The sequence below is a fragment of the Prochlorococcus marinus CUG1435 genome (assembly GCA_017644375.1).
GTDB lineage: Bacteria > Cyanobacteriota > Cyanobacteriia > PCC-6307 > Cyanobiaceae > Prochlorococcus_A > Prochlorococcus_A marinus_AH.
In genome coordinates this window covers 415,438-429,306 of record JAEPLP010000001.1, presented here as the reverse complement: position 1 = coordinate 429,306, position 13,869 = coordinate 415,438, and the positions used below count along the sequence as shown (strand labels likewise).

Here is a 13,869-nt window from a genome sequence, read left to right as displayed (position 1 = left end):
ATAAAAATAAATATGAAAATAAATCTAAAGATAATGAATATTTACCAAAGAATTTTAATTTCACAAATTTTTAGAAAAATATCATTAAAAACTTTTAGTTGGTGCTCGTAAAAGGTTATGATGTTTAAATGTTTATTTTTTTCAAAATATAATAGATGCCTACCATCTCACAATTAATAGGTTCAGAAAGAAAACGTCTGACTAGGAAAACAAAATCTCCTGCATTAAAAGCCTGCCCTGAAAGAAGAGGGGTATGTACGAGAGTTTATACATCAACACCTAAAAAACCTAATTCAGCTTTAAGAAAAGTCGCTAGGGTGAGATTAACTTCAGGTTTCGAAGTAACAGCTTATATCCCTGGGATAGGACATAATTTGCAAGAACACTCTGTAGTGCTTCTTAGAGGCGGAAGAGTTAAGGATTTGCCAGGAGTTAGATATCATATAATAAGAGGAACTTTAGATACGGCTGGAGTCAAAGATAGACGTCAATCCAGATCTAAGTATGGAGCAAAAGCTCCAAAAGATTAATTTGTAAACATCAATTTTTAAAAACATGTCACGTCGTAATGCAGCAGTAAAAAGACCAGTTCTTCCAGATCCTCAATTTAATAGTCGTCTTGCTTCAATGATGATTTCTCGATTGATGAAGCATGGTAAAAAATCTACAGCTCAAAGAATATTGTCTGATGCTTTTTCTCTAATAAGTGAGAGAACTGGAGGGAATGCAGTCGAATTATTTGAAACAGCCGTAAAAAATGCAACTCCTCTTGTCGAGGTAAGAGCTAGAAGAGTTGGTGGTGCAACATACCAAGTACCAATGGAAGTCCGCCAAGAGAGGGGTACAGCTATGGCATTAAGATGGTTGGTTACATTCTCACGTGCAAGAAATGGAAAAAGTATGTCCCAAAAACTTGCTGCTGAGTTAATGGATGCAGCAAATGAAACCGGTAGTGCAGTTAAAAAAAGAGAAGATACTCATAAAATGGCTGAAGCTAACAAAGCTTTTGCACATTACAGATATTAATTTCATCAAAAAGGTACTTAAGTAGTTTATTATTATTAAAGTTTGCTTTTAGGGTGAACTATACTAATCAAAAATTATTTTATTTGGAGCTTTAAAATTGGCACGCGACTTTCCCCTAGAACGAGTAAGAAACATAGGTATAGCCGCTCATATTGACGCAGGGAAGACTACAACTACTGAAAGAATTTTGTTTTATTCAGGTGTTGTTCACAAGATAGGAGAAGTACATGATGGTGCTGCAGTAACAGATTGGATGGCTCAAGAACGAGAAAGAGGTATAACTATTACTGCTGCGGCAATATCTACTAGTTGGCAAGATCATAGAATTAATATTATTGATACTCCTGGACACGTTGACTTTACTATTGAAGTAGAAAGATCAATGCGAGTCTTAGATGGAGTCATAGCTGTTTTTTGCGCGGTTGGTGGAGTTCAGCCTCAATCTGAAACAGTTTGGCGTCAAGCAGATAGATACTCTGTCCCAAGAATGGTTTTTGTTAATAAAATGGATAGGACTGGTGCAGACTTTCTAAAAGTTAATAAACAAATTAAAGATCGACTTAAGGCAAATGCACTACCAATTCAACTACCTATTGGAGCTGAAGGTGATCTTACAGGCATAATTGATTTAGTCGCTAACAAAGCATATCTTTATAAAAATGACTTAGGTACTGATATTGAAGAAGCACCAATTCCATCTGAAATGGAGAAGGAGGCTAGTGAGTGGAGATTCAAGTTGATGGAGAGCGTCGCAGAAAATGATGAAGAGTTAATTGAAATTTTCCTTGAATCAGGAGAATTATCCACAGAACAATTGAAAAAAGGTATTAGGGAAGGTGTTTTAAAACATGGATTAGTTCCTGTTCTATGCGGGTCAGCTTTTAAAAATAAAGGAGTCCAACTTGTATTAGACGCTGTTGTAGATTATTTGCCAGCTCCAGTTGATGTAAAACCAATACAAGGAGTTTTACCAAGCGGTAAAGAAGATGTTAGACCTTCAGATGATAATGCTCCTTTCAGTGCATTAGCTTTCAAAGTGATGTCAGATCCCTATGGTAAATTAACCTTTGTAAGAATGTATTCAGGTGTCCTTTCAAAGGGTAGCTACGTAATGAATTCGACTAAGGATGCTAAAGAGAGAATTTCTAGATTAGTGATTCTAAAGGCTGATGAAAGAGAGGAGGTTGATGAATTGAGGGCTGGTGATTTAGGAGCAGTATTAGGTCTTAAAAACACAACAACTGGTGATACTTTATGTAACACCGAAGATCCAATAGTTTTGGAGACATTGTTTATCCCTGAACCAGTTATCTCAGTGGCTGTTGAGCCAAAAACTAAAGGTGATATGGAAAAATTATCAAAAGCTTTAACTGCTTTGTCTGAAGAGGATCCAACCTTTAGAGTAAGTACTGATCCTGAGACAAATCAAACTGTAATTGCAGGTATGGGTGAGCTGCACTTAGAAATTCTTGTCGACAGAATGTTAAGGGAATTTAAAGTTGAAGCCAATATTGGAGCCCCTCAAGTTTCATACAGGGAGACTATTAGGTCTAGTTCTAAAGGTGAAGGTAAATATGCGAGACAGACTGGAGGTAAAGGTCAATATGGTCATGTAATAATTGAAATGGAACCTGCTGAAGTTGGTAAAGGGTTTGAATTCGTCAACAAAATTGTTGGCGGAGCTGTACCAAAAGAGTATATTGGTCCTGCATCTAATGGAATGAAAGAAACCTGTGAGTCAGGTGTTCTTGCCGGTTATCCACTCATTGATGTAAAAGTAACACTAGTCGATGGTTCATTCCACGATGTAGACTCATCTGAAATGGCCTTCAAAATTGCAGGTTCTATGGCTTTTAAAGACGGGGTTAAAAAATGCAATCCTGTCCTTCTAGAGCCTATGATGAAAGTTGAGGTCGAAAGTCCTGATGACTTTCTTGGATCTGTAATTGGAGATCTCTCCTCTAGGAGAGGTCAAGTAGAAGGGCAATCTGTTGATGATGGATTGTCTAAGGTACAGGCCAAAGTGCCCTTAGCCGAAATGTTCGGTTATGCCACACAACTCCGATCAATGACTCAAGGTCGGGGTATATTTTCGATGGAGTTCGCAAATTATGAGGAAGTTCCTCGTAACGTTGCTGAAGCTATCATCTCCAAGAATCAGGGCAACTCCTGATCTCTAAACTTAAACACTCTTAAACCCTCGATTCTTTAATTCAAAATGGCTCGCGAGAAGTTCGAAAGGAACAAACCACATGTCAACATAGGTACTATTGGCCATGTTGATCATGGAAAAACAACACTAACTGCTGCTATTACCAATGTATTAGCCAAAAAAGGTCAAGCTCAAGCTCAAGACTATGGAGACATAGATGGAGCTCCAGAAGAAAGAGAGCGTGGCATTACTATTAATACAGCTCACGTCGAATATGAAACTGAAGGCAGACACTATGCTCATGTTGATTGCCCAGGTCATGCTGATTATGTAAAAAACATGATTACAGGGGCTGCTCAGATGGACGGAGCAATTCTAGTCTGCGCTGCAACTGACGGACCTATGGCTCAGACAAAAGAGCATATCCTTTTAGCTAAACAGGTTGGAGTTCCTGCTCTTGTAGTAGCTCTAAACAAGTGCGATATGGTCGATGACGAAGAAATTATTGAACTTGTTGAAATGGAAATCAGAGAACTACTAGATAGTTATGACTTCCCTGGAGATGATATTCCAATAATTCAAGTTTCTGGTTTAAAAGCTCTCGAAGGAGATTCAACTTGGGAATCAAAGATTGAAGAATTAATGAAAGCAGTCGATGCTAGTATTCCAGAGCCTGAAAGAGAAGTTGATAAACCATTCTTGATGGCAGTTGAGGATGTTTTCTCAATAACTGGTAGAGGTACCGTAGCTACTGGAAGAATTGAAAGAGGTAAGGTAAAGGTTGGAGAAGAAGTTGAAATAGTTGGAATAAGAGACACAAGAGTAACAACTGTTACTGGAGTTGAAATGTTCCGTAAACTTCTTGATGAAGGTATGGCTGGCGATAATGTTGGTTTACTCTTACGAGGTGTTCAGAAAGAGGATATTGAGAGAGGTATGGTGCTTGTTAAGAAAGGATCTATTACACCTCATACTCAGTTTGAAGGAGAAGTTTACGTTCTAAAAAAAGAAGAGGGCGGTAGACACACTCCTTTCTTTGCAGGATATAGACCACAGTTTTACATCAGGACAACTGATGTGACAGGTCAAATAACAGCATTTACTTCTGATGATGGTTCTAACGTAGAAATGGTTATGCCAGGAGATAGAATCAAGATGACTGGAGAATTAATTTGTCCAGTAGCAATCGAACAAGGTATGCGATTCGCAATACGTGAGGGTGGACGTACTATTGGTGCTGGAGTTGTTTCTAAAATTCTCAAATAATATATTGAATTTTAAAAATTTAACCTCAATCACCTATTATAAATATAGGGATAAGGGTCATTTTAATTAATGACCCTTTACAAGGAATTATTTTAAATTATGACTGCATCAATAGCGCAACAAAAAATAAGAATAAGACTTAAAGCATTTGATAGAAGAATGCTTGATTTATCTTGCGATAAAATAATCCAAACTGCTGATACTACTTCAGCATCAGCAATAGGTCCCATACCTTTACCTACAAAAAGGAAAATTTATTGTGTCCTAAGATCACCACATGTCGATAAAGATTCAAGAGAGCATTTTGAAACAAGAACACATCGAAGAATAATTGATATTTATAGCCCATCTGCAAAAACTATTGACGCTTTAATGAAACTAGATCTCCCTAGTGGCGTAGATATAGAAGTTAAACTTTAAAAAAGCCCGAAAACTCACTGAATTGATTAATATAAGTACAAAGTAATGAGGTTTAAATGGGAGAACTTTCTGTAAGGGAATTACCTATATTTCCTTTGCCAGAAGTAGTCCTTTTCCCTCAAGAGGTATTGCCATTACATATTTTTGAATCTAGATACAGAATAATGCTTCAATCTGTTCTTGAGTCAGATTCTATGTTTGGAGTTATTAAGTGGGATCCAACCACTAAAAGTATGGCTAACATTGGATGTTGTGCACAAATCATAAAACATCAAACTGCAGAGGATGGAAGAAGTAATATCATAACTCTGGGACAACAAAGATTTCAAATTTTAGAAATCATTCGTTCGACTCCTTTTTGTACGGCGATGGTTAGTTGGATTAGTGATGATAATATTGATAATCTTCAAAAATTAGATTCTTTAAAAGATTCAGTAAAAGAAGCACTTAGTGATGTTATTAATCTAACAAGTAAATTGACTAATACTAAGAAAAATCTCCCAGATAAATTACCTGACAACCCCATAGATTTATCTTTTTGGATAGGTGCCCATTTGGGCGGTAATGTTGCGGAAGAACAACAAAGACTTCTTGAAGAAAGAAATACGTTTACTCGTTTGGAAAGAGAGTATGAAATGCTTGATCATACAAGGAAACAACTAGCAGCAAGAACAGCGTTGAAAGAAAGTTTTCCCGATATAAAAGGAAATTAAATGTCTTTATTATTATCAATTTTTTTACTGTTTTTATTCTTTCTAGTGCTTTCTATTATTTGGAGAATGAAGGCCAGAAAATATATTTCTTCTGGTACAGTTGCTTCAGCTTATGATGCTTGGACTCAGGATAAATTACTTGAGAGATTGTGGGGAGAACATATACATTTGGGCTTTTATCCCCTAGGAAAAAAAAATATTGATTTTAGAAAGGCTAAAGTTCAGTTTGTTCATGAACTAGTCAAGTGGAGTGGTTTAGATAAATTGCCAAAAGGTTCAAGAATTCTTGATGTTGGTTGCGGAATAGGAGGAAGTTCCAGGATTCTTGCAAAATATTATGGGTTTAATGTTACTGGAATTACAATTAGTCCGGCACAAGTTAAGAGAGCAAGAGAACTAACTCCTCAGGGACTTAATTGCAACTTCCAAGTTATGGATGCTTTGGATTTAAAATTTGAAGATGGATCATTTGATGCGGTCTGGAGTGTTGAAGCAGGTGCACACATGAATGATAAAGCTAAGTTTGCAGATGAAATACTAAGAACTTTAAGACCTGATGGGTATTTAGCATTGGCTGATTGGAACTCAAGAGATCTAAGGATATGCCCCCCATCTATTTTTGAGAGGTTGGTTCTTAAGCAATTACTTGAACAGTGGGTGCATCCGAATTTTATTAGTATCGATGAATTTGCTAATCTTCTTGGAACTAATAAAAATAGTGCAGGAAGTATTATTACAGAAAACTGGAATTCTTATACAAATCCTTCATGGTACGACTCTATTATTGAGGGCATTCGAAGACCTTTAGCAATTTTATCTCTTGGCCCTTTCGCGATTGTTAAGTCCATTAGAGAGATCCCGACAATACTACTTATGAATTGGGCATTTAGAAAAGGTCTAATGGAGTTTGGAGTTTATAAATGTCGAGGATAAATTAATCTAGTTCAACATTTTCGGAAAAATAGTTCCCAAAATCTACAAAATTCTTGCAAAGGGGCTTTAGATCATTTTTTAATTCAAGAAAATTTTCAATATTATTTTGATTATTTATTTCTAAATCAATATAAATCACGTATTCGCCTAACTCTCTTTTAGAAGGTCTAGATTCTATTTTACTCATATTAAATCCGTAATCTGCAATAAAATTTATAGCCTCAAGTAAAGCACCAGGTTTGTTTGAGATTAATGAGAAAGCAAAACTGGCAATATTAGCTGAATCAGAATTAGATTCTTTGCTCAATAAGACAAATCTAGTACAATTCCCTGGAACATCGTTGATAGGAAAGGCTAATTCTTTAAGCCCTTCAATTTGAATTAATGATTTTGAACCAATAGCTGCTCTAAATTTACTCCCTTTTACCATCCTGACAGCTTCTGATGTTGAATTGGTTGGAAGGGATATTGCATTAGGTAAATTTTCAGATAACCATTCTGAACATTGAGCTAAAGCTTGAGGATGGGATAATACCTCTGAAATGATTGAAAGTTCTCCATCACTAATTAATGCGTGTTTGATGGGCAAAACTATTGCTTTATTAATATTAATATCGGGAAATTTCCAAAGGGCGTCTAGAGTGGCTGTAACTCCTCCTTCTACAGAATTTTCAATAGGAACTACAGCAGCATCACAATTGTTGTAGGCAATTGATTTAATGACCGAATGTAACCCATTACATGGTACAAATATAGGTGTCTGAAAATTGGCAAGCTTTGATAATATATGAGCTGCTTTTTCTGCGTATGTCCCTTTAGGACCTAAATATGCAACTTGTTTGCGCATGATTAATTGTAAGAAAAAAAGAGATCAAATAAGCATTGGAGGTATATAGAAAATGCTATTGTCTTTTGATGCTAAGCAGAAACTCAAGCTTTCCGTAACACGAAATAAAGAATATCTTTCTAAGTATCTTTTGGAAGAAGAAAGAGTTGTTGGAGCAATGCTGGACCCCAAAAAATTAGTACCTGAAGGGGACGGTAGGTACAAGTATACAGTAACAAGTTTTAAGGTTTTCCAATTAGATATTAACCCTGTTGTTTCAATTGCGGTAGAGAATAGAGATGGAATTTTAAGAATGAGTGCCCTCGAAAGTACATTGGATGGTTTGGGGATAATAGATGACTTTAATCTTATTTTGAAAGCTAATTTGGAAGCAACTGATATTGGATTAGAAGGAGAAGCGCTTTTAGGGGTGTCTGTAAGCCAACCCCCTCTATTGAAGCTGGTACCAAAGAAAATTTTGGAATCTACTGGGCATTCTGTATTAAATGGCATTTTGTTAGGAATAAAATCCAGAGTTCAACAGCAATTAGTGAAAGATTTTTTAGAGTGGTGTGAGTTAAATAAGATTTGATTTTTTAAAAAACTTTTCCTATGAAGACTAGTTATTCCATTTTTTTTAATCATTGAAAGATGTTCTCTTGTTCCGTAACCTTTATTTTTGAATATTAAGTATCCTGAGTAATTTTTTTCTAACCTTTCCATTAGATTGTCGCGAGATACTTTTGCAACAATGCTTGCTGCAGCTATTGAGGTAAATTTTGTGTCTCCTGACACTACATTTTTCTGAATTCCCTTCCAAAGCCTCAATAATAGTGGGCCATCAATTATTAGTTCAGTTGGTTTCTTTTTTAACTTCTTTAAAGCTCTTATCATTGAAAGTTCAGTGGCAACTCTGATACCAAACTTATCTATTTCTCTGACTGAGGATTGCCCAACTCCATAATCTGAAGAAAGTAATAAAATTTTTGATAAAAGTAATTTTCTTTTTTTGGGTGTTAATTTTTTACTATCATTCACTCCAAATTGTTTTAGGATGTTTTTATTTTTTTTAGTCAAAACTACTACAGAAGAGAAAACTGGGCCAAAGACTGCTCCTCTTCCAACTTCGTCTATTCCAACTTCGAATACTTTATTCAATACTTGCTGAAGATCGTCTTCTTTTTTTTCTTGCATTGTTTATCTCATCTTTTTGTTCAATTACTTCACTATTTTTTAAGGATACAACTTCTTCATTTTCATTATTTTTTTTTGTTAATTTATCTTTGGAATTTGGATGTGTTTCGTTATTAATTTCAATCACTTCGACTGCTTTGGATTTTGAGATTTTTTTTAATTGTTTTGATGTTGTTTTTTTACTATCTAGACTTTTTTCTTTTGCTTTACTATTTTCTTTTAAACGAACAAAATTATTGCTAGTTAGATATTCTTTGCCTAACTTTATCAGTGGATTAATTCCTAATTGACTGAAAACTATTTTTTCGTCATCAGAAATATCTACAGTTATTATGTTTTTTTCTTTTGAATTTAATATATGCGTATCATCATTATCTTTTTCTTTTTCTCTTTCTTTTTTGTTAGAAGTTTCTTCATTGTTGAGGTTCTTGGGGTTGAATAATTCCTTTTCAATTATTTTTTCCTGCTTTTCAGCTGCTTCATAATTATTTATATCTCCATTTTTTATACTGTTTGATTTAATAGTTTTTTCTTCAACTCCTTTTATTTGTAAATTAGAAATTTCATAATTCAAATTATTTTCTATATGACCGGTACCATTGCATGCAGAACATTTCCTACCAAATAATTCATATAAATTTTGGCCTTGTCTTTTTCTGGTTAACTCAACCAAACCTAATTCAGTAAGCTGAGCTATCTGAGGCCTAGCAGAATCTTCTTTTATTGCTGAAGTAAAATGCTCAAGTAATTGGAATTGATCCCTTCTCGTTTCCATATCAATAAAATCTACTACGATGACTCCACCAATATTTCTTAATTTCATTTGCCTAGAAATCTCAACTGCGGCCTCGCAATTCGTCCACAAAACAGTTTGTCTAGAGTTGGCAGATCTTGTAAAAGATCCTGAGTTAACATCAATTACTGTTAGAGCTTCAGTTGGTTCAATTATTATGTAACCTCCGGAAGGAAGATCTACTCTCGGTTGAAGCGCTTTTTGAATTGTTTTCTTAATTTCATATTTTTCTAAAATATGTTGATTTAAATCATTGTCGTGAAATTCAATATTTACATTAGATTCATTTATTAGAAAATCTTTTGCCCTTTCAACTGAAAATTTACTATCGATAATTATACTTTTAGTTGATGATTTAATATAGTCTCGCAAAATCTTAAGAGAAAAATCATCATCTCTTTTGATTAAATTTGGTGGATTAGAAGTCTCGGAAACTTTTAAAATATTTTCCCATTGTTTTATTAAATTTTCTAAGTCTTCAATAAGCAGCTCTTCTTTTATATTTTCTGCTTCTGTTCTAAATAGTAATCCTGTGCTAGGTGGTTTTATTAAAACACCTAGTGCTTTTAGACGGTTTCTTTCTGTTTCTGTATTTATTTTTCTGGAAATATTTACTCCTTGACTATGTGGCTGTAATATAAGGTACTTTCCAGGTATTGAAATACATCCTGTAAGTCTGGGTCCTTTCGAGCCTGTAGGTTCCTTCATTACCTGAACTAATACTTTTTGTTTTGGTTCGAGCAGTTCAGTTATTCCTAATATCCCTTTTTTTAGTCTTAATGGACCTAAATCTGATACATGGATAAATCCATTTTTATCACTTTCCCCAATGTTGATAAAAGCGGCATCAATACCAGGGAGAACATTTTCAACTGTTCCTAAAAAAATATCGCCAATTTGATATTGACCTTGTGCGACGATTAATTCATCAACTCGATCATCTGTGAGTAGTGCTGCAATTCGAGCCTGCTCAGCGATGATAATTTGCTGAGACATATAATTGATTCTGAATGATTTGGATTTTGAAAAACATCTAATTTTAAGAATTAGATTTTAATTTTTGATAAAGCAATTTTTTATAGCTTTTGTTATTTACTTTTAAAATTAATAAAGATTGAATTCTGCTATTTATAAAGCTTTAAACGATTTTCAAACTAATTGAAATTGAATTCATAGCTATGATTATCTCTTAAATTAACCATAACTAAGATAATTTTAACATCTAATCACCACTAAAGCACATTGATACATTATTCTAATATTGGTGAAATTCTTTATTTAAAGTGGTTCAAGTAAACGAAAATTATTTAAAACTCAAAGCAGGCTATTTATTTCCTGAAATTGCTAAAAGGGTAAAAATATATTCTGAAACAAATAAGAGTGCTGAAATTATTAAGCTTGGCATAGGAGACGTTACAGAACCATTACCGAGAGCATGCATAGAAGCTATGGGTAAAGCTTTAGATGATATGGGAACAACAGATGGTTTTAGAGGTTATGGACCAGAACAAGGTTATTCTTGGCTTAGAGAAAAAATATCTGAGCATGATTTTATCTCTAGAGGATGTCAAATTTCACCTGAAGAAATCTTTGTTTCAGATGGTTCTAAATGCGATAGTAGCAATATTTTGGATATTCTTGGCAAAGATAATTCAATTGCTGTAACAGACCCTGTTTACCCTGTTTATGTGGATAGTAATGTAATGACAGGCAGAACTGGAGATGCTCTTGAAAATGGTACCTATAAAGGATTGACATATCTTGCAATCAACGAGGGGAATAACTTTCTTCCAGAACTACCTGAAAAAAAAGTTGATATTTTATACCTATGTTTTCCTAATAACCCCACTGGAGCAACGATTAATAAAGAAGAATTGAAAAAGTGGGTTGACTATGCCCTTCAAAACAAATCTCTTATACTTTTTGATGCAGCTTATGAAGCATTTATTCAAGATAATGATATTCCACATTCAATATATGAGATTGAGGGAGCAAAGGATTGTGCTATTGAATTTAGATCTTTTTCAAAGAATGCAGGATTCACCGGAGTTAGATGTGCTTTTACAGTGATACCTAAAAATCTCAAAGGTTTGAGTTCAACAAATGAGGAAATTGACTTATGGCCTCTTTGGAACAGGAGACAATCTACAAAGTTCAATGGAGTAAGTTATGTTGTTCAGAAAGGTGCAGAGGCTGTTTATTCTCCTGAAGGGAAAAAACAGGTGAAAGGTTTAATTGATTTTTATATGGAAAATGCAAAAATCATGAAAAATAAACTTCAGAATTCAGGATATAAAGTTTATGGTGGGGACAATGCTCCTTATATCTGGATTAAAGTTCCAGATCAAATGACATCTTGGGACTTTTTTGATTTCCTTCTACAAAAAGTTAGTGTAGTGGGAACACCTGGGAGTGGATTTGGATTAGCAGGAGAGGGTTATTTTCGCTTGTCAGCATTTAACTCACGATCAAACGTCCTTGATGCAATGGAAAGAATAATTAATATATAATTATTATTACAATTTAAACTCTAATAAATTTAATGTTATCTATAAAGTTAGAACAAAGTGCAAATAATAATTCAGCAGTGATTGAAAAGAAACCTGCTGAATTAAAAAATAAATCTCCAAAATATAAGGTTTTACTTCATAATGACCCAGTTAATTCTATGGAGTATGTCACTATTTCACTGCGAGAAGTAGTTCCGCAATTAAGTGAACAAGATGCTATCGCAATAATGCTTGAAGCACATAATACGGGCGTGGGTCTAGTAATTGTTTGTGATTTAGAGCCAGCAGAATTTTACTCAGAATCTTTAAAATCTAAAGGAATTTCTAGTTCAATTGAGAAAGAGGATTAATAAGGATTGAATTTATTATTTAGAGTGAGCTAATTTCCTTTCTGATAAAGGACGGACTTTTAGAGATTCTTTTAAGGAAGACTTTCCATATTCTCTCTCAAGAATGTCGATAACTGTTTTGCCAAATTCGTCTTCTGGATTATCAAAAGCTTCTAAGCAAACCTGACCAAGTTTTTCCCCTAGTGCCCCTGGATTCCAGAGAAGTTTTCTAGCTGTCCAGGGCATCATGCTCATTGGATTATAATTTGGCTTCAAAATTTTATGCTCCAAAGCATACTTCTCAAGAAGAGTGTGAGGTTGCAGACCTATAAAGAATATAGCTGGATCAACTAAGCCTTTACCAAAAATATTTTCCAATTCTCTATGGTATGCAATTGTTTGTCTTATGGTGTTGGGCGTTTCATCAAAAACATTAAATGAATAATTGACTGAAACATGATTCTTGAAACCTGATTTGACTAGCATTCTGCAATTATTTAATACAGTTTCAAGGTCATAAGCTAATCTCATTTTTCTAACAAGTTCTTGAGATCCGGAGGTGATACCTATTTCAAAATAGCTCATACCTGTATCAACCATAAGCTGAGCTAGTTCAGCATCAATATTATCTGCTCTGATGTATGCAGCCCAATTAATATCATCCCAGCCTTGGTCCTTAATTGCTTGCAATAGTATTTTTGCATCTTCAATATGTTTTTTAGCTGGAATAAACTGTGCATCTGTGAACCAAAATCCCCTTACTCCAAGATCATATAATTGCTTCATTTCTTTGATTACTTCGTTAACAGGATTAACGCGAACCTGCTTCCCCTCCACAACTGTGTAAACACAGAAACAACAATTATGAGGACAACCTCTTTTTGTTTGTACCCCTACGTAATAATCGCCACCTTCTATATACCAATCGAATTCAGACCATATTGATTTAATATATTTGTAGTTGCAGGCAGTTTTAACAGTGCCTGAAGGTTGTTCATGTATTAATTTGTTCCGAGGTTTTTGTCCGGCAATGTAACATCTTTCTTCTTCTATTGAATCTCCTCTAATGATTTTTTCTATGAGATTTTCTCCCTCTCCAACTGAAATTACAGTTCCTTTTGGGAGTAGATTCCCCAATTGTTCATAGAAGACACTAACAGCCCCACCTCCTAAAATTACTTTTACATTTTTATTGTATTTTTGTGCTCTTTTTAGTCCCATCTTGACTAAAGAAGTATTTCTATATATTTCTCCATAATGAGATGCAATTAATTTTAATCCTCCCCAGGAACCTCTAATTTTTTTAAAGATATTTTTTGAGTAGAAAACTTCAAAAGAGTTTTGTAGGGGATTTCCACTCCTACCATCAACAGGTGCATAAATTTGTATATCTCTCCATGAAAAAATGATTAGATGTGGTCTAAATTGATCAATTTTTCTAGCTAAATATTTGGAAACTTTATTAGATGGAATTATTGCTAGATCAATGAATTGCTGCTCTAAACCTGGAAAACATTTATGAATATGGTCTGCTAAATAAATAGGACCTATTGGAAATATTGGATTACATGGCAATCTTACAGTTAATATTTTGCCATAGTGCTTTCTTTGGTAATTTTTTTTATTTAATTTTTCGAACTTCAAATTAAAATTCATATCATGAAATTTAATGAATTTATTACTTTAAGAATCTAACTACTTTATTAC

General features: G+C 34.2%; 14 protein-coding genes. 10 read left to right on the top strand and 4 right to left on the bottom strand.

The window, feature by feature from the left end; translation table 11 throughout:
* Nucleotides 1–155: 155 nt before the first annotated feature.
* From JJ844_02510 to JJ844_02480, 7 genes are all read left to right on the top strand, one after another.
* Nucleotides 156–530 carry a 30S ribosomal protein S12 gene (locus JJ844_02510; protein ID MBO6974550.1) on the top strand — a complete coding sequence of 125 codons (375 nt, stop codon included), beginning with the start codon at nucleotides 156–158 and terminating at the stop codon, nucleotides 528–530.
* A gap of 25 nt (nucleotides 531–555) precedes the next feature.
* A complete protein-coding gene (gene rpsG / locus JJ844_02505; protein MBO6974549.1) occupies nucleotides 556–1,026 on the top strand; it encodes a 30S ribosomal protein S7 in 471 nt (156 codons plus the stop codon).
* Nucleotides 1,027–1,123: 97 nt separating this feature from the next.
* Nucleotides 1,124–3,199: an elongation factor G gene (gene fusA / locus JJ844_02500; protein MBO6974548.1), complete on the top strand. Its 2,076-nt coding sequence runs from the start codon at nucleotides 1,124–1,126 to the stop codon at nucleotides 3,197–3,199.
* A 45-nt stretch (nucleotides 3,200–3,244) separates the two neighbouring features.
* The gene (gene tuf, locus JJ844_02495) at nucleotides 3,245–4,444 is read left to right on the top strand and encodes an elongation factor Tu (GenBank protein ID MBO6974547.1); all 1,200 of its coding nucleotides are present in this window, start codon (nucleotides 3,245–3,247) and stop codon (nucleotides 4,442–4,444) included.
* 99 nt (nucleotides 4,445–4,543) lie between these two features.
* Nucleotides 4,544–4,864, top strand: a complete 321-nt coding sequence (gene rpsJ, locus JJ844_02490; protein ID MBO6974546.1) for a 30S ribosomal protein S10 — start codon at nucleotides 4,544–4,546, stop codon at nucleotides 4,862–4,864.
* Between the two features lie 56 nt (nucleotides 4,865–4,920).
* Nucleotides 4,921–5,577, top strand: coding sequence for an LON peptidase substrate-binding domain-containing protein (locus tag JJ844_02485; GenBank protein ID MBO6974545.1), 657 nt, complete (start codon nucleotides 4,921–4,923; stop codon nucleotides 5,575–5,577).
* Nucleotides 5,578–6,510 carry a methyltransferase domain-containing protein gene (locus tag JJ844_02480; GenBank protein MBO6974544.1) on the top strand — a complete coding sequence of 311 codons (933 nt, stop codon included), beginning with the start codon at nucleotides 5,578–5,580 and terminating at the stop codon, nucleotides 6,508–6,510.
* A gap of 1 nt (nucleotide 6,511) precedes the next feature.
* On the opposite strand, the gene pheA is transcribed toward JJ844_02480, so the two are convergent.
* Entirely contained in the window at nucleotides 6,512–7,357 is an 846-nt protein-coding gene (gene pheA, locus JJ844_02475) for a prephenate dehydratase (protein ID MBO6974543.1), read from the bottom strand.
* A gap of 52 nt (nucleotides 7,358–7,409) precedes the next feature.
* On the opposite strand from pheA, the gene JJ844_02470 reads away from it, so the two are divergent.
* Nucleotides 7,410–7,928, top strand: coding sequence for a DUF1997 domain-containing protein (locus JJ844_02470; protein ID MBO6974542.1), 519 nt, complete (start codon nucleotides 7,410–7,412; stop codon nucleotides 7,926–7,928).
* Here JJ844_02470 and JJ844_02465 read toward each other — a convergent pair.
* Together JJ844_02465 and JJ844_02460 are read right to left on the bottom strand one after the other, a co-directional pair.
* The gene (locus JJ844_02465) at nucleotides 7,874–8,530 is read right to left on the bottom strand and encodes a ribonuclease HII (protein MBO6974541.1); all 657 of its coding nucleotides are present in this window, start codon (nucleotides 8,528–8,530) and stop codon (nucleotides 7,874–7,876) included. The two genes, JJ844_02470 and JJ844_02465, sit on opposite strands and share 55 nt — an antisense overlap.
* Nucleotides 8,487–10,319 carry an Rne/Rng family ribonuclease gene (locus JJ844_02460; protein MBO6974540.1) on the bottom strand — a complete coding sequence of 611 codons (1,833 nt, stop codon included), beginning with the start codon at nucleotides 10,317–10,319 and terminating at the stop codon, nucleotides 8,487–8,489. Before JJ844_02460 ends, JJ844_02465 begins: the two co-directional genes overlap by 44 nt.
* Before the next feature lie 287 nt (nucleotides 10,320–10,606).
* Between JJ844_02460 and JJ844_02455 the strand changes: the two genes are divergently transcribed.
* Nucleotides 10,607–11,833, top strand: coding sequence for an LL-diaminopimelate aminotransferase (locus JJ844_02455; protein ID MBO6974539.1), 1,227 nt, complete (start codon nucleotides 10,607–10,609; stop codon nucleotides 11,831–11,833).
* Between the two features lie 32 nt (nucleotides 11,834–11,865).
* The gene (gene clpS, locus JJ844_02450; protein ID MBO6974538.1) at nucleotides 11,866–12,183 is read left to right on the top strand and encodes an ATP-dependent Clp protease adapter ClpS; all 318 of its coding nucleotides are present in this window, start codon (nucleotides 11,866–11,868) and stop codon (nucleotides 12,181–12,183) included.
* A gap of 15 nt (nucleotides 12,184–12,198) precedes the next feature.
* Here clpS and JJ844_02445 read toward each other — a convergent pair whose 3' ends face one another.
* Nucleotides 12,199–13,818 carry a B12-binding domain-containing radical SAM protein gene (locus JJ844_02445; GenBank protein ID MBO6974537.1) on the bottom strand — a complete coding sequence of 540 codons (1,620 nt, stop codon included), beginning with the start codon at nucleotides 13,816–13,818 and terminating at the stop codon, nucleotides 12,199–12,201.
* Nucleotides 13,819–13,869: the final 51 nt, after the last annotated feature.

Coding starts and splice junctions, on each gene's coding strand:
- rpsJ (MBO6974546.1), top strand. CDS start 4,544: ATGACTGCATCAATAGCGCAACAAAAAATAAGAATAAGACTTAAAGCA.
- JJ844_02445 (MBO6974537.1), bottom strand. CDS start 13,818: ATGAATTTTAATTTGAAGTTCGAAAAATTAAATAAAAAAAATTACCAA.
- JJ844_02480 (MBO6974544.1), top strand. CDS start 5,578: ATGTCTTTATTATTATCAATTTTTTTACTGTTTTTATTCTTTCTAGTG.
- rpsG (MBO6974549.1), top strand. CDS start 556: ATGTCACGTCGTAATGCAGCAGTAAAAAGACCAGTTCTTCCAGATCCT.
- JJ844_02510 (MBO6974550.1), top strand. CDS start 156: ATGCCTACCATCTCACAATTAATAGGTTCAGAAAGAAAACGTCTGACT.
- JJ844_02485 (MBO6974545.1), top strand. CDS start 4,921: ATGGGAGAACTTTCTGTAAGGGAATTACCTATATTTCCTTTGCCAGAA.
- clpS (MBO6974538.1), top strand. CDS start 11,866: ATGTTATCTATAAAGTTAGAACAAAGTGCAAATAATAATTCAGCAGTG.
- JJ844_02460 (MBO6974540.1), bottom strand. CDS start 10,319: ATGTCTCAGCAAATTATCATCGCTGAGCAGGCTCGAATTGCAGCACTA.
- pheA (MBO6974543.1), bottom strand. CDS start 7,357: ATGCGCAAACAAGTTGCATATTTAGGTCCTAAAGGGACATACGCAGAA.
- JJ844_02465 (MBO6974541.1), bottom strand. CDS start 8,530: ATGCAAGAAAAAAAAGAAGACGATCTTCAGCAAGTATTGAATAAAGTA.
- tuf (MBO6974547.1), top strand. CDS start 3,245: ATGGCTCGCGAGAAGTTCGAAAGGAACAAACCACATGTCAACATAGGT.
- JJ844_02470 (MBO6974542.1), top strand. CDS start 7,410: ATGCTATTGTCTTTTGATGCTAAGCAGAAACTCAAGCTTTCCGTAACA.